14 protein-coding genes are annotated in these 15231 nt (G+C 69.4%); 8 read left to right on the plus strand and 6 right to left on the minus strand.

Features of this window, described 5'->3' with window-relative positions; translation table 11 throughout:
- Nucleotides 1-229: 229 nt before the first annotated feature.
- A complete protein-coding gene (locus AC1RIF_RS10840; protein WP_492601380.1) occupies nt 230-3712 on the minus strand; it encodes a beta strand repeat-containing protein in 3483 nt (1160 codons plus the stop codon).
- A 552-nt stretch (nt 3713-4264) separates the two neighbouring features.
- Between AC1RIF_RS10840 and AC1RIF_RS10845 the strand changes: the two genes are divergently transcribed.
- Nucleotides 4265-4753, plus strand: a complete 489-nt coding sequence (locus AC1RIF_RS10845) for a PaaI family thioesterase (protein WP_114724140.1) — start codon at nt 4265-4267, stop codon at nt 4751-4753.
- 83 nt (nt 4754-4836) lie between these two features.
- On the opposite strand, the gene serS is transcribed toward AC1RIF_RS10845, so the two are convergent.
- Nucleotides 4837-6096 (minus strand): serine--tRNA ligase, encoded by a 1260-nt coding sequence (gene serS / locus AC1RIF_RS10850; protein WP_492601381.1) that lies wholly within the window; start codon nt 6094-6096, stop codon nt 4837-4839.
- Between the two features lie 30 nt (nt 6097-6126).
- Nucleotides 6127-6549: an ankyrin repeat domain-containing protein gene (locus tag AC1RIF_RS10855; protein ID WP_492601382.1), complete on the minus strand. Its 423-nt coding sequence runs from the start codon at nt 6547-6549 to the stop codon at nt 6127-6129.
- A 60-nt stretch (nt 6550-6609) separates the two neighbouring features.
- On the opposite strand from AC1RIF_RS10855, the gene AC1RIF_RS10860 reads away from it, so the two are divergent.
- From AC1RIF_RS10860 to AC1RIF_RS10880, 5 genes are all read left to right on the plus strand, one after another.
- Complete coding sequence (locus AC1RIF_RS10860) at nt 6610-7683, plus strand: septum formation family protein (RefSeq protein ID WP_492601383.1); 1074 nt, start codon at nt 6610-6612, stop codon at nt 7681-7683.
- Between the two features lies 1 nt (nt 7684).
- Nucleotides 7685-8035, plus strand: a complete 351-nt coding sequence (locus tag AC1RIF_RS10865; RefSeq protein ID WP_492601384.1) for a metallopeptidase family protein — start codon at nt 7685-7687, stop codon at nt 8033-8035.
- Between the two features lie 124 nt (nt 8036-8159).
- Nucleotides 8160-8468, plus strand: a complete 309-nt coding sequence (locus tag AC1RIF_RS10870) for a PE family protein (RefSeq protein ID WP_492601385.1) — start codon at nt 8160-8162, stop codon at nt 8466-8468.
- 55 nt (nt 8469-8523) lie between these two features.
- Complete coding sequence (locus tag AC1RIF_RS10875) at nt 8524-9753, plus strand: PPE domain-containing protein (RefSeq protein WP_492601386.1); 1230 nt, start codon at nt 8524-8526, stop codon at nt 9751-9753.
- Nucleotides 9750-10544 (plus strand): ESX secretion-associated protein EspG, encoded by a 795-nt coding sequence (locus tag AC1RIF_RS10880; protein ID WP_492601387.1) that lies wholly within the window; start codon nt 9750-9752, stop codon nt 10542-10544. The genes AC1RIF_RS10875 and AC1RIF_RS10880 overlap by 4 nt, the downstream gene beginning before the upstream one ends.
- 3 nt (nt 10545-10547) lie before the next feature.
- On the opposite strand, the gene AC1RIF_RS10885 is transcribed toward AC1RIF_RS10880, so the two are convergent.
- From AC1RIF_RS10885 to AC1RIF_RS10895, 3 genes are read right to left on the minus strand one after another with little or no spacing between them, the layout of a single operon-like run.
- Nucleotides 10548-11237 (minus strand): histidine phosphatase family protein, encoded by a 690-nt coding sequence (locus tag AC1RIF_RS10885; protein WP_492601388.1) that lies wholly within the window; start codon nt 11235-11237, stop codon nt 10548-10550.
- Complete coding sequence (gene pheA, locus AC1RIF_RS10890; protein WP_492601389.1) at nt 11234-12148, minus strand: prephenate dehydratase; 915 nt, start codon at nt 12146-12148, stop codon at nt 11234-11236. The genes AC1RIF_RS10885 and pheA overlap by 4 nt, the downstream gene beginning before the upstream one ends.
- 56 nt (nt 12149-12204) lie before the next feature.
- Nucleotides 12205-12939 (minus strand): hypothetical protein, encoded by a 735-nt coding sequence (locus tag AC1RIF_RS10895; RefSeq protein WP_492601390.1) that lies wholly within the window; start codon nt 12937-12939, stop codon nt 12205-12207.
- 149 nt (nt 12940-13088) lie between these two features.
- Between AC1RIF_RS10895 and AC1RIF_RS10900 the strand changes: the two genes are divergently transcribed.
- Nucleotides 13089-13853 carry a DUF2470 domain-containing protein gene (locus tag AC1RIF_RS10900; RefSeq protein ID WP_492601391.1) on the plus strand — a complete coding sequence of 255 codons (765 nt, stop codon included), beginning with the start codon at nt 13089-13091 and terminating at the stop codon, nt 13851-13853.
- A gap of 121 nt (nt 13854-13974) precedes the next feature.
- Entirely contained in the window at nt 13975-15201 is a 1227-nt protein-coding gene (locus AC1RIF_RS10905; protein ID WP_492601392.1) for a serine hydrolase domain-containing protein, read from the plus strand.
- Nucleotides 15202-15231: the final 30 nt, after the last annotated feature.

The following is a 15231-nucleotide window of genomic DNA, read 5'->3' on the forward strand; positions in this document are numbered from 1 at the left end:
CCACTGAATCCTCCCTCAGGTATGCGCTTCCCCGACGCAGCGGTTTGCAAAGAATGTCGACGTTAGCCGGACTGCAGCGTAACCGCTGCTCGGTCGCTGCAGAATCGTTTCTGGTCAACCGTCCAGGAACATCTTCCGTTCGCCGACAGTCGTTTCTGATGCAAACGACCTCGGGCGAGGTCCCGTCTCCGTAGGGAGACGAGACCTCGCCCGGGCCGTCAGGTACTACTTACGAGCCGAATCGCAGGTTGCCCAGGAGGCCGCCGAAGAGTCCGCTCAGGCTGCCCAAGCTTCCGCTCGGGTTGCCGCCGGAGACCTGGACGGTCTGCGAACCCGAGGTCGAGTTCGCGATGCCCTGGCCGCCGTTGAACTCCGCGCGGATGCTGTGCGCACCCGACGTGGTGAAGGTGTGGTTCAGAACCGCCGTGCCGTTGACCACGGTCACCGCGTCCCCGATCGGGTTGGCCCCGTCGAAGAACTGGACTGTACCGTTGACGGGCACGTCACCCGCACCGGTCACCTGTGCCGACAACTGCACCGAGGTTCCGGCCGTCGCGTTTGCCGGCACCGTCACCACGGTGGCCGTCTCGACGTCGACCGCAGTCGGCACCGTCACCACGACCTGCTTCGCCTCGGCGGTGGAACCGGCGAAACCGGTTGCGCCACTGAACGTCGCCGTGATGGTGTGCGTGCCCGCGGTCGTGAAGGTGTGCGCCAGCTTGGCGACACCGTCTTCCACCGGAGCCGACCCGATCGACGTTGCGCCGTCGAAGAACTCGACGGTGCCACCGCTCGGGACGACCTCCGCCGTCACTGAGTCGTACACCGTTGCGAACAGCTCCTCCGACTCACCGGTCTTGGCGTTGCCCGGGACGTTCAGCATCGTCGCGGTGTTCACCTCCACCGGAGTGGGATCGGAGACGGTCACGGACTGTGCGGTGGCGACAGAGTTCTGGAACCCGGTAGCACCGGTGAACTCTGCCGTCACGTCGAACGAGCCCGCGGCAGCAAACGTGTGGGAGTACGTTGCCGTACCACCCGACACCGCCACCGGAGCACCGACAGCAGTGCCGTTCACCGAGAACTGCACCGTGCCAGAGGCATTCGCCGGCGTAACCGTCGCCGTCAGATCAGTGGCCTCGCCAGTCTCCGCCGTAGGCGCAACCGTCACACCCAGAGCTGTCTCCACATCCGAGGGAGTCGGATCCGAAACCGTGACCGTCTGTGCGGTGGCAGCAGAGTTCAGGAACCCGGCCGCACCGGTGAACGCAGCCGTCACATCGAACGAGCCCGCGGCAGCAAACGTGTGGGAGTAAGTCGCCGTACCACCCGACACCGCCACCGGAGCACCGACAGCAGTGCCGTTCACCGAGAACTGCACCGTGCCAGCGGCATTCGCCGGCGTAACCGTCGCCGTCAGATCAGTGGCCTCGCCAGTCTCCGCCGTAGCCGGAACCGTCACGCCCAGCGTCGTCTCCACATCCGACGGAGCCGGATCCGAAACCGTGACGTTCTGAGCCACCGCCGTCGAACTCGCGAACCCGGTGGTACCCGAGTACACCGCAGTCACGGCATACGAACCCTCTGCGTTGAAGGTGTACGGCATGCTTGCATTCCCGGTGCCGTCCACGTTCACGGCAGCACCGACATTGTTGCCGGCGACCTTGAACTGCACCGTGCCGCCGGTCGGAACCGGAGCAACCGCAGCCGACAACGTCACCGAAGCGCCCGTCTCAGCGGTACTCGGAGCCGTCACGGTGGTGGTGGTCTCCGTGTCCGGAACCGCCGGATCGGTGACCGTCACGGTCTGCGCACCCGCGGTCGAGCCCGCGAATCCCGCTCCACCGGTGAAGGTGGCCGTGATGCTGTGCGAACCGGCCGAGGTGAACTGATGCGACAGCGTCGCAACGCCGTTCGACACCGCCACCGGCTGGCCGATGTCGGTGCCGTTGTCCTGGAACTGCACCGAACCGACCGCATTCTGCGGAGCGACGGTCGCCGTGAGGTCCACGGCCTCGCCCGTTTCCGCGGCCTGCGGGACCGTGAGCTCAGTTGTCGTCGCGGTGACCGGATCCGTCACAGTGACGTTTTTGGTCTGTGCCGTCGACGACGCGAATCCGGCGTCACCGGTGAATGCCGCGCCGACCGCGACCGTCCCGGCAGTATCGAACGTGTACTGCAGCGTGGCCTCGCCATTCGACACCGTCACCGGCGAGCCGATGTTGTTGCCGTTGGCAGTGAACTGCACCGTGCCGGAGGCATTCTGCGGGGCGACAGTCGCGGAGAGCGTCACCTCGGTGCCAGTCGCTGCGTCGGTCGGCGCCGACACCGTCGTCGTGGTCTCGACATCCGGAACGACCGGGTCGGACACGGTCACGGTCTGCGCACCCGCGGTCGAACCCGTGAACCCGGACGCACCGGTGAACTCTGCGGTGATCGAGCGCGCACCAGCCGTGGTGAACGCGTGCGACAACGTCGCCGCACCGGCCGCCACCGTCACCGGAGTACCGATGTTGTTGCCGTTGTCCTTGAACTGCACGGTGCCCTGCGCGTTCGCGGGGGTCACGTTGGCAGTCAGATCCACGGCCGTGCCGGTCTCCGCGGTCTGCGGAACCGTCAAGCCCAGGGCCGTCTCGACGTCGACCGGGGTCGGATCCGACACGGTCACGGTCGAAGCCGCCGACGTGGAACCGGTGAAGCTACCCGTCGCGGTGAACACCGCCGTCACCGAGTGCGAACCAGCGGCCGTGAACGTGTGATCCAGGCTGGCCGAGCCGCCCGACACCACCACCGGGGAACCGATGTCGGTGCCGTTGTCCTGGAACTGCACCGAACCCGTCGCGTTGTTGGGCGCGACGGTGGCCGTCAGCGTGACCGGAGTGCCGGTCTCCGCGGTCGCCGGAGCGGCCAGGGTCGTGGTGGTCGACTCCTGCGGTGCCGCAACATTGATCGTGGCCAGTGGACCTGCGCCTCCGTTGAGTGCCGAGCTCTGGTTATTGCGCGGAGAGCATCGCGTCGGAGCCCACTGCGTGCTGCCCCAGAAGGTCGCCCGCGGCAAGAACGTGTAGTAGTTCTCGTTGGCGTTGTAGTTGCCGGCAGCCCCGGCTGTCCGGACCTTCGGGGTGATGATACCGGGCGCTCCGGCCGTCACGGTGACATCGATCGCGGGCAGGCGGAACCAACTGTCGCCGCTGGTCCCGTTACCGTTGAGGTCCTTCTTCAGCTTGGGCGCACGGATGCCGCCCTCACCGTTGGTGCTGGTGCTGGGACCGTTCGCGATCGTTTGGTTGTTGCCGGATAGACGCAGGAGGTTGCCCGCCGGGTCAGGGTTGCCTGACTCGTTCACTCGCAAGACACCCGGTGCAACGCCATCCAGGTTGATAGCGGTATCGACAACCACCTCTGCGCTCACGAAAGTGGCATTGTCCGGAAGCTCATAATCGATCTTCAGCCGGGAGATGTTGGTCGTCGTGGCGCCCGATTCACTGTTCGGGAAGGAAGACCCTGCCGGTTGGATCCGGTAAGTGAACGTCTCGCCCGGCTCCACGGCGGCCGGAGCATCCACGGTCATCCCGGTGTCGGCTTCCTTGTGCACGGTTAGAACGGCACTCGCCTGGCAGGCGTTCTTGAACGGCAGCGTGGTGGTCTGAGCAGATGCCGGACTCCCGATCAGGAGCGTCCCGGCGACGAGCGCTGTGCCTGTGAGTGGCACGACACAGCGCCTGACTCTCGAATTTTGCATACATGCTTCCTTTGCAGAAGTTGCGGATGGGGGAGGGGAAATCCGCACAGGTCCGCACACCATAACGGTGGGATTACGTCGATGTGTCGGTTTTGCTGACCAAACGTCCAAATGTTGCTGCCAGTTTGCTGAAGGACTGATTGTTACCGACCGGTACGTCTGATTTACAGAAGCCTGCATCCACCATGTGGACACACATGCGTGAAAATGGCCCTCAACTGCGACAATATCGCTGGACACTAGTCCAGTACCACGAAGGTGGGGTTGGCGGGTAGAGAATCGAGAACTTCACCTCGGGATTAACCCCATTGCCACGCGTCCCGCCATTTTGGGCCCGAACTCGATGCAGACGCCGACGGCCTCACCGATACACCGCCCGGGAATCTTCCCGCGAAGGCGAACAAAGAATTGATCGTCCGCGCATCGCGCTGGGTATTTCTGAACCGAATTCTAAAAGTGGATTTCGGGACGGCGGACGCTACCGTGCTGTGAGCCCGCACTGCCGCGGGTACGGTCTGACGGGTGTCTCCCGAACGTCAGCGCACCTATACCTGGAACGATCCCGCCCCGATCGCGGATGCCAACCGGAACCTGAGCGGACTCGAGTTCGTCCGCGGCCTGGTCGACGGCACCGTCCCGCACCATCCCACCGCGAGCACCCTCGGCTTCCGTGTCACCGATGCCCGCGAGGGGTTCGTCGAGATCACGGCCGAACCGGCGGAGTGGCACTACAACGCCGTCGGCAGTGTGCACGGCGGCGTCATCGCCACGATGATCGACACCGCGATGGGCTTCTCCGTCTCGAGCACCCTGCCCGCCGGCGTCGGCTACACCACCCTGGACATCACCGTCCGGTACATCCGCGGCATCAAGGCCGAACAAGGATCCATTCGCGTGCACGGCTTTTCGGAACACACCGGCCGCACCACCGCGACCGCACGCGCCGAGGTCCGCGACGACCGGGACCGGCTGCTGGCGACAGCGTCGACCACCTGTCTGATCCTGCGCTAACCCGAAGAGAACTTCGGCCGAATGTCACATGCGTTCAGTCCAACTGAACGCATGTGACATTCGGCCAATACAGAAGTGGAGCGCTACGGCGCGGTCAGCACCTCACGGCCGACGAAGGGCACCAGGGCGGCCGGAACACGCACGGAACCGTCTGCCTGCTGGTGGTTTTCGAGGATCGCGACGAGCCAGCGGGTGGTGGCGAGGGTCCCGTTGAGAGTCGCGGCGGTCTGCGGCTTGCCGTTCTCGTCGCGGTAACGCACGTGGAGGCGACGCGCCTGGTACGTGGTGCAGTTCGACGTCGAGGTGAGCTCGCGGTACGCCTGCTGTGTGGGAACCCATGCCTCGCAGTCGAACTTGCGGGCCGCGGACGAGCCCAGGTCACCGCCGGCGACGTCGATGACCCGGTACGAGAGCCCCATCGCGTCCAGCATGTCGCGCTCCCACGCAAGCAGGCGCTGGTGCTCGGCGTCGGCCTCCTCGGGCTTGCAGTACGTGAACATCTCCACCTTGTCGAACTGGTGGACGCGGATGATGCCGCGGGTGTCCTTGCCGTAGCTGCCGGCCTCGCGGCGGAAGCACGACGACCAGCCGGCGTACCGCTTGGGTCCGTTCGACAGGTCCAGGATCTCGCCCGAGTGGTAGCCCGCGAGCGGAACCTCGGACGTGCCGACGAGATACAGGTCGTCGTCGGCCAGGTGGTAGACCTCGTCCGAGTGCTGGCCGAGGAAGCCGGTGCCCTGCATGATCTCGGACCGGACGAGCACCGGCGGGATCATCATGGTGAACCCGTTGGCCATCGCCTTCTGCGCCGCCAGTTGCAGCATGCCGAGCTGGAGCATCGCGCCGAAGCCGGTGAGGAAGTAGAACCGCGAGCCCGACACCTTGGCGCCGCGCTCCATGTCGATCAGCCCCAGCGACTCACCGAGCTCGAGGTGGTCCTTGGGCTCGAAGTCGAACGTCGGGATCTCGCCGACGGTCTCGAGGGTGATGAAGTCGTCCTCGCCGCCGGCGGGGGCGCCGTCCTGCACGATGTTCGAGATCGCGCGGTGGGCCTCGTCCAGCGCGGCCTGCGCCTCGTGCTGCGCGGCCTCGGCATCCTTGACCTTCTGTGCCAGTTCCTTGGAGCCCGCGAGCAGCGCCGGGCGCTCCTCGGGCGACGCCTGCCCCACCTTCTTGCCGAACGCCTTCTGCTCGGCGCGCAGCGTGTCGCCCGCCAGGATGGCGGCGCGGCGGGATGCGTCGGCCTCGAGCAGCGCGTCGACCAGACCGGGGTCTTCACCGCGGGTGCGCTGCGAGGTGCGGACGGCGTCGGGGTTCTCGCGAAGGAACTTGAGGTCAATCACGACCACAAACCCTACTTGGTGACACCGCGCTCATTCCGGGTGCTGCCCCAATATCCGCAGATAATCGTCGCGTCCGAACATGCGTGCGGCATCGAGCGCGGACGGCTGACCGGACTCGGCGTCGGCTCCTGCCGCCACGAGCGCGGCCACCACGGCGTCCTCGCCCTTGAACACGGCACCGGCCAGCGGCGTCTGTCCGCGGTCGTTTGGCCGATTCACGTCCGCACCCCGTTCGACAAGCGCACGCACCGCGTCGGCATGGCCGTGGTACGCCGCGAGCATGGCGAGTGTGTCGCCGCTGCCGTTCGTCAGGTCCACCGGCACACCTGCGTCGACGTAATGCGCGAGTGTGGCCGTGTCACCCGACCGGGCCATGTCGAACAATCGGCCGGCCAACTCCTGCACGTCGCCGGGGAGGTCGCCGCCCTGCTCACCGGGATGTTCCTCACTCATGTGGGACGAACCTACGCGGAAACTTCGGCATCTGCGCCCGATGCGGGCATTATGGAGGCAATGTCCGACGACCTTCCGCAGCCGACACCGAAGCCGGAGCGGCGCCGCCACGTGTCCGCGCCGGTGACCAGGCGTGCTCTCGCGCTCGTCGCGATCGGCGCGGTGATCGCCGCCATCGCCACCATCTTCGTCTCCGGCGGTTTCGACCGCGGCGAGAAACTGCCTGTTCACACCAGCGGTGTGGGCCCGCAGCCCACCGGCGCAGTCGCCGGCGAGGCCTTCGGCTCGGCCACCACCGGCGACTGCCTCACATGGAGCAGCCCCGACGCCAGCGACCTCGAGAAGGTCGACTGCGCGCAGGCGCACCAGTTCGAGGTGGCCACCGACGTGGACCTCAGCCTGTATCCGGGTGTCGAGTTCGGTCCGGGCTCCAAGTTCCCCGGTGTGCTGCGTTTCTCCGAACTGCGCGACGAACAGTGCGCGCCGGCGGTCGAGAGCTACCTGGACGGCCGGTTCGACCCCAAGGGCAAGTTCAGCGTCGGCCTGATCAATCCCGGCGAGGCCGGATGGGCCGCCGGCGAACGCACCATCCGCTGCGGCCTGCAGTTCTCCGGTGTCACCGGCACGCTGCTGCCGATCGAGGGCCGCGTCGCCGAGCAGGACCAGTCGAAGGTGTGGAACGTCGGCACCTGTATCGGCATCAACCAGAACGTGCCGTCCGATCCCGTCGACTGCGCGCAACCGCACGCGTTCGAGGTGGTCGGCGTGATCGACCTGGCCAGCCGCTTCCCCGGTGGCATGCCGTCCGTCGAGGACCAGGACAAGTTCCTCGAGGGCGCCTGCACCGAGGCCAGCAACGGCTATCTCGGCTCCCCCGACGCGCTGCGCGACAAGACGCTGACGCTGTTCTGGGACAACCTCGACCTCGACAGCTGGCTCGTCGGCAGCCGCAAGATCAACTGCTCGATCGGCAAGGAGGTCGACGCCAGCGGATTCGCGACCATCGTCGGCAGTGCCAAGGGCGACATCCTCATCAACGGGCAGGCCCCGGTCCCGCCGCCGCCCGCGCCCGAGGGCCGATCCCTGCCGACCCCGCTGCCCGGCGCGGCGCCGCTGCCGTCCACCGGGGGCTGACGTGCCTGTGACCATGACGACCGCTCACTTCGAGGAGCTGGTCTCGGAGGCGCTCGACCTCATCCCGCCGCAGCTGGCCGCGGGAATCGACAACGTCGTGGTGCTCGTCGAACCGCGCAACGACGAGGAACCGACCCTGCTAGGGCTCTACCACGGCATCGCCCTCACCGAACGGGACAGCCACTACGGCGGCGCCCTCCCCGACACCATCACCATCTACCGCGACGCGATCCTCGACGTGTGCCACACCGAGGACGAGGTGGTGCACGAGGTGATGGTCACCGTCATCCACGAGGTGGCGCACTACTTCGGCATCGACGAGGACCGGCTGCACGAGCTCGGCTGGGGCTGATCCGTTCCGATTCGGTCGGATTTGCATGGAACCGACCGCTCGCTTTCGGCGTCCAAGCAATCAAGGGGCGAGATTCATCTGCTCACCCCGGTTGCCATCGACCCCGATTCGAGGAGATACCCGCATGTCGGATCACGTGTTCGTCGACCCTGACGCCCTCCTCGCCGCGGCCACCGAACTCGACGCGCTCGCCGCCCGGCTACAGGTCACCCTCACCGCCGCGGCCCCGGCACTCACCGTCGCACCCTCGGGCGCCGAGGAGGTGTCGGTGATGGCGGCCGGGTACTTCAACCGCCTGGCGAACAGCTTCACCCCGGCGGCCGGACGCGGCATCGAGGAACTGACCGCCGCCGCAGCGATGCTCCGTGCGCAGGCCTCCGCCTACCGCGACGAGGACCGCACGATCGGGACGTCGCTCGCGGCCGGCTTGTGACCGCGAGCGACCGGGACCTGCCAGCCACATCCGAGGGGAACGAGGAGAACACAGCATGACCACTGGTGTCACCGGAGTCGTCTGGATGCCGCGAGGGGCGACCGTCAATTCGACGACGCTCACCGCCGGCGCGGGTCCTGTGCCGCTCAGCGCCGCGAGCCCGGCGTGGGGCGCGGTCGCGGAGAGCTTCGTCGACGCCGGCGCGACGCTGAACAGGGTGATGGCGGAGCTGCGCACCGGCTGGGAAGGCGTGGCCGCCGAGGCCGCGCTCGGCAGGATCGCCCCGTTCACCGCGTGGGCGGAGCAGACCGCCACTCTGGCCGCGGACACCGCGACCAAGGCCTCCGTCGAGGCCGGTGCCTACACGTCCGCCGCGCTGACCATGCCGAGCCTGCCCGAGATCACGGCGGTCAAGACCGCCAAGACCGCCGCCTACAGCACCGGCGGCGTGCTCAACGGCTCCGCTGCCGTCGCCGAGGCCGCCGACCGGGCGATGGACATCCGGGCCGGGCTGGTGATGGAGGCGTACGAGGCGGCGTCGAGCATCCTCGCGACACCGGGATCCTTCACTCAGCCACCACCGCTCACCAACGAATCCACCGCCGGCCTCGAGTCCCGCGACGCCGGCGAGGTCGCCCGCCGCCGACTCGAGAACGACTTCCGCGCCGACCCGGTCGGCACCATCGCCGCCACAGCCACGGCGTTCGCCCAGAACCCGACCGTCATGGCGGCGGCGTCGCAGGTCGGCACGGTCGCGGGCACCGTCTCCAGCGCCACCTCCGCGGCCGCGAACATCGGCGGTGCTGTGCTCGGCGGCGTCGCCGGCGGCGCCCCAGCGGTCCTGAACGCCTCCACCGCACCCACGTCGGGCGGCGGCGCCGCGAGCGCACCGGCCGGCGGGGGCCGGGGATCCGGCTACACCGCCGCGCACGCCGCGGGTGTCGCCGGCGGGACCGGGACCGGCGCGCGGGCCGCACTGCCCGACGGCTGGGCGCAGGCCGGACAGCTCGACGGGTCCGGCTCGCGCGGTGCCCCGGGCACCGGTGCCGGAGCAGCCACCGGACCGGGCTCCGCGGACGCGGTCCGCGCCGACACGTCGGCGGCGGCCACCCGCGCCGCCACGATGGGAGGCGCCCCGGTGGGCGCGCACCGCGGCGCCGCCGACGCCGCGGACGAACTCGAACACACCACGCCCGGGTACCTCAAGCAGTTCGAGCACTTCGCCGACGGTCGCACCGTGATCCCGTCGGTGATCGGCGCCGACCTGCCCGAGGACGGGCGGTGATCGACTTGGGCATCGAACCGGTCACCGCGACCCTGCCGTCCGCGACCCTGCACGTCGACGAACTCGACCTGCTGGTCGATCTCCTGGACATCGACGTCCTGCCGGTGGTCCTCGACGCCGCCCCGCGGTTCGATTCGCCGGCCGAGCGGGACCGGGTGTTCCGGTCGGCGCAGGGCACGCTCACGGCGGCCGGACTGGTCGACGGGATCTCGGTGCACCCCGAGCTGGCCCGGTGGCTGGCCGTCCTGGCCCGGCCCCGCGACGAGATCGCCCTGCGCCGCTACCTCGACGGCACGGTCGCGCGGCTGTGCCTGGCCCGCGACGACGACATGGCCGTGCTCGCGCTGCGCAGCGGCGACACCTTCACCGTCCAGTGCCTCGGGCACGACCTGGCCGGGCCGATCGTGCACGCCCTCGGTGACGCCGTGCCCCTGACGTTCGGCGTCGTCAACCGCCCGACGGCGGACCTCGGCGCCGCCCTGAACCGGATCGTCGACCCCGGCACGGCCGCCGCCCACCTGACCGCCATCGGGGTCCCCGCCGCGGAGGCCGCGGTCGTCGGGCCAGCTTTCGTGGGCTGCACGACGTTCACCGAGATCGTCGGAATCGTGCACGAAGCCGGGCATCCCGGGCTGATGCGCGGACCGGTCACCGTGTTCGACACCGCCGTCGGACGCATCGTCGGCACCACCAGCGTCGCCACCGACGGCACCCCGTGGACCTCGTTCAGCCCCGGTACCCCGGGACGACTGAGGCAGGCACTCGACGGCCTGCTCGCGCAGCCGGACTGACCGTCAGCCCATCGGGTCGTCGGTGGCCGCGGCGGCGTCCGGCTCGAACCACGGCCGCTGCGGTGTGATGTCGAACGGCGGATCGTAGGTACCCCACCGCACGCACCGCCAGCCGGTTTCGGTCGGCACCAGCTCCACCGTCGACGTGTTCTCGAGGTGCCGGTCCGCGGCGAACGCGCCGGGCACACCCGCCAGGTACGCGGCCACCAACCGGATCGCGGCGCCGTGGCTGACCACCACGACGTCGCCGCCGACACCGGTGTCGATGTACTCGGCGCGCAGCGAATCGACCACCGGCACATACCGTTCGATGATGTCGATCCCCGACTCGCCGCCCGGGATCCGCGCCGTCAGATCGCCCGCGTGCCACGTGTGGAACACCTTCGCGAACATCTTGTGCGACTCGATGTCCGAGCGGTCCTCGAGTTCACCGGCCTGCGCCTCGTGCAGACCCTCCCGCACCTGCAGCGCGATGCCCGACGCCGTCTCCACGAACCCTGCGGTCTCCCGGGCCCGCAGTGCCTGCGACGACACCAGCGCCGTCGGCGGCCGCTCCGCCAGGCGGCCTCCGAGCGTCTGCGCCTGTGTCCGGCCCAGCTCCGTCAGCCGCGCCCCGGGGAGCCGGGTGTCGAGCCGTCGTTCGACGTTCGCTTCGGTCTGCCCGTGGCGGACCAGGATCAACCGACCGCTCACGCGTTCTCCTCCCCGCGACGCAGGCGTTCGAGCCATGCAGTGTCCTCGGCGTCGGGCATCGGCGCCCCGCCCCCCGGTACGGCCGACGGCCACGACCCGAGGAAACGGACGTCACTGAACCGGTGCAGCGCCTTGAGCGCCTCCGCGACCAGTCCGTCGTCGATGTGTCCGACGCAGTCCAGATGGAACAGATAGGTGCCGAATTCCTTACGCGTGGGCCGGGATTCGATGCGCGTGAGATCGATGCCCCGGGTCGCGAACTCGGTCATCGCCCGAACCAGGGAGCCGGGCACGTTGTCGAGGTGGAGTACGACGCTGGTGCGGTCGTTGCCGGTGCGGGCGGGCGCGGGACCCGGCCGGGTCACCAGCACGAAACGGGTGCGGGCACCGTCGTAGTCGGCGACACCCGACGCCAACGGCACCAGGCCCAGCCGCTCCCCCGCCAACGCGGTCGACACACCGGCGTCGGCGATGCCGGCCGCGACATCCTCGGCCGCACCGGCATTCGACGACGCCGGCTCGACGCGCGCATTCGGCAGGTTCCGGTCGAGCCACCCCTGGACCTGCGCGGTCGCGACCGGATAGGCGCGGACGGTGCGGACGTCGTCGAGCGTGGCGCCCGGCCGTCCGACGATCGTGAAGGCGACGTCCAGCTCGGTCTCGGCCATGATCTGCAGCCGGTCGCCGAGGGACAGCGCATCCATCGTGGGGCGGATCGAGCCCTCCACCGAGCTCTCGATCGGCACCACGGCGCCGTCGACGTCACCGGCGCGGACGAGTTCGATCGCCGCGGCCTGACTTCCGGCGGACACCCGCTCGACGACACCGTCGAACGTGCCGCCCGATTCGAGCTGGGCGAGGGCCATCTCGGTGAAGGTCCCGCTGGGTCCGAAGTACGCGATACGAGGCACGCCTACGAGATTACGCACTCCGCTCCGGTCCGCTTCGCCGATCGGTTCCGGTTCCGTTACAGCAGACCGGCGTCGGCGAGCATGCGCTCGACCTCGTCGGGGTCGTCGACCTCGATGCCGAGCAGCACGCCGCGCACCGCCTCGGCCGCCTCCGGGATCAGCGCCGCGAGCGCAGCCGGGTCGGGCGCGGACAGCGCGGCCCGAACGTCGTCGCCGCGCAGCGCCGCGACGGTGCCCGACAGCAGCGCCAGAACCTCGGCGCCGTCCCGCGCCCGTCCGACGAAGCCGACGGACGTGTGGGCGAGGACCGCGAGGAAATCGGCCACGACGTCGGCCGGGCGGCCGGCGATCAGCCCCGGGCTGTGGCCCGCGTCGGCGAGCAGTTGCGCGGACTCGGCGAGGCTCACGGCGTCGGAGTCGGAGTGGTCTTCGGGGTCCGACGGCGTGACGAAGACGGTGACGGGCGCGGGCAGCCGGAGACGGATCGCGTCTTCGACCTGCTCGGTCCTACAGGTCACGTGGTAGCGCAGCGCGCGGTGCTCGACCGCGCCGGCCAGATCGTCCGGGTCGATGTCGAGGTCGACGACGACGGCACCCGCGTCGGCGTCGGTTCCGGCCGCGGCGGTGAGGATCGACGCGGCCACGATCTGCGGTCCGGTGGTGACGGCGTCGCGAACGACGGCCGGGACGGCAGTATCCCGCCGCCGGAGAAGTAGCCCCGCCACGAGCGGCTGCGGCGCGCTGTTGCGGGACGGAAGAGTCGGCATCGACAGGGACACAGGGATCGACACCCCACCACGTTAGCCCGGACCGGCCAAAACTCCCGCTTCCGCGTCGGAGGGGTTGCCGTCCACCCCGCCAGGAATTAGCTTAGGGTTACCTCATTTACCGCTCCTGATGTACCGCCTCCGTCTCGCGTCTCGACCCGAAGGATGCCGCCATGAACCGCACCACCACCGGACCGTCCACCGCCGAACGGATGCGGAGCACCAGTGCCCGCGCCACCGGTGCCGTGCTCGCCATCGCCGGCAGCGACCCCACCGAGACCTCGCTGCACCACCTGCGCGCCGACGGCACCGCCGTGCTGCTGGCGCCGTCCGATTCGACGGCCACCGCGCTCGCCTGGCAGGCCGGACCGGGCGGGCTGCCCGCGGTCCTCGAACTCACCGACTACGCGCCCCTCACGCTGCGCGAACCCGTCCGCTCCCTGGTGTGGCTGCGCGGCACCCTCGTCGCGATCCCCGACGACCACGCCCGCGCGGTGGCCGACGACGTCGCCGCCGAACACCCGCACCCCGCGCTGCTCGACATCGGCCACGGCGCGACACTGCTCCGCCTGCGCCTCGACTCCGCCGTCGTCGCCGACAGCAGCGGCGCCGAGTCCGTCACCGTCGAGGACCTGCTCGCCGCGAATCCCGACCCGTTCTGGGAGGTCGAGACCGGGTGGCTGCAGCACCTCGAGGAGGACCACGCCGACCTGGTCGAGATGCTGGCCCGGCGGCTGCCGTCGGCGCTGCGTACCGGCCGGGTCCGCCCGCTGGGCATCGACCGGTACGGGATCCGGCTGCGCATCGAGGGGATGTCGGGCGACCGGGACGTGCGGATGGACTTCGCGCAACCCGTCGACGACGCCCTGTCGCTGAGCCGGGCACTGCGCATCCTCGTCGGCTGCCCGTTCGTCAACGGCCTTCGCGCCCGCCCCTGAGAATTTCGGAACATCCGGACGATCCCGATCCGGCCGGAATCAGCGTCGAAGTCGATCTGTTCTACAGGTAAGACCGAGATCGCAGCGGGCGATCTCGAACGGACACGGAAGTTCGCTCGATATGACTGCCGCAATGCCGCGGCGCGACTCGGGCGGGACCCCTCGTCGTCGTCAGCAGTATCGACCGCCCACGACGATGCGCGTCGACCCGCGGTTCGAAGCGCTCGCGACCCAGTTCTTCCACATGTTCCGGCGCACCCGCGACGGCGGTGGCGCGCTGGCCGTGTACCTGCACGGCGCGCCCGTCCTCGACATCTGGGCCGGGTGGGCGTCCCCGATCCGCAAGTGGGACTCCGACACCGTCACGCTGTCGTTCTCCACCGGCAAGGGCGTGGCCAGCACCGTGCTGCACCGCCTCGCCCAGCGCGGACTGATCGACTACGACTCCCCCGTCGCCGCCTACTGGGCCGAGTTCGGCGAGGCGGGCAAGGAATCGATCACGGTCCGCGAACTGCTCAGTCACCGCGCGGGCCTGCACCGCATCCGCGGCCTGGTGCCCGGCCGGCTCGCGCTGCTCGACCACAACCGGGTCAGCGCAGCACTGGCCGCCGCCGTCCCGGATCCCCGCCGCACCCGGATGCCCGGCTACCACGCCGTCACGTACGGGTCGCTGATCGCGGAGTTGACCGCGCGCGTGTCGGGCAAGCCGTTCGCCGAACTGGTCCGGACGGAGGTTGCCGAACCGCTCGGCATCCCCGAGTTCTGGTTCCAGGTGCCCGAATCGGAGAAGGCCCGGATCGCGAAGGTGTTCCCGCACATCAACCCCTACGGTGTGCCGTGGGGCGCGACGTCGCTGGCGTTGTCGCTGGTGCCGCACCTGCGGGACATCGCCGACGCCGGCATGCCGGAGGGCTTCGACATGCTGGTCCGCGACCCGACCATCCACGACTTCGTGATGCCGGGCTGGAACGGGGTGTTCAGCGCCCGCGCGCTGGCCCGGATGTACGCCGCGTTCGCGAACGGCGGCGTCGTCGACGGCATCCGTTTTCTCGAGCCCGACACCATCGCCCAGCTCAGCGAGGTGCAGACCCGGGCCCGCGACTATGTGCTGGGTATCCGGATGAATTGGCGGCTGGGCTACCACGCCGCGTTGGTCGCCGCCCGCACCCAGCACTCCGGGGCGTTCGGCCACTACGGGCTGGGCGGGTCCGGCGCGTTCGCCGACCCCGACACCGGACTGTCGGTGGCCTTCGTGACCAATCGGCTGGGCAACGCGCTGACGCCGTTCGCCGACCTGCGGCTGCCGAGCCTCGGCGCCCACGCCGAGTCGCTCGCCAAGCACGCCTGACGCCGTTCACGGCGCGTCCCGTCTAGCGTC

This window comes from Prescottella sp. GW823-FHT02E09, from assembly GCF_058797375.1.

Bases quoted from the DNA above. Each gene is read 5' to 3' on its own strand.
- AC1RIF_RS10855 (WP_492601382.1), bottom strand. From the start codon at position 6,549: ATGAGTGAGGAACATCCCGGTGAGCAGGGCGGCGACCTCCCCGGCGAC.
- AC1RIF_RS10860 (WP_492601383.1), top strand. From the start codon at position 6,610: ATGTCCGACGACCTTCCGCAGCCGACACCGAAGCCGGAGCGGCGCCGC.
- AC1RIF_RS10870 (WP_492601385.1), top strand. From the start codon at position 8,160: ATGTCGGATCACGTGTTCGTCGACCCTGACGCCCTCCTCGCCGCGGCC.
- AC1RIF_RS10875 (WP_492601386.1), top strand. From the start codon at position 8,524: ATGACCACTGGTGTCACCGGAGTCGTCTGGATGCCGCGAGGGGCGACC.
- AC1RIF_RS10900 (WP_492601391.1), top strand. From the start codon at position 13,089: ATGAACCGCACCACCACCGGACCGTCCACCGCCGAACGGATGCGGAGC.
- AC1RIF_RS10905 (WP_492601392.1), top strand. From the start codon at position 13,975: ATGACTGCCGCAATGCCGCGGCGCGACTCGGGCGGGACCCCTCGTCGT.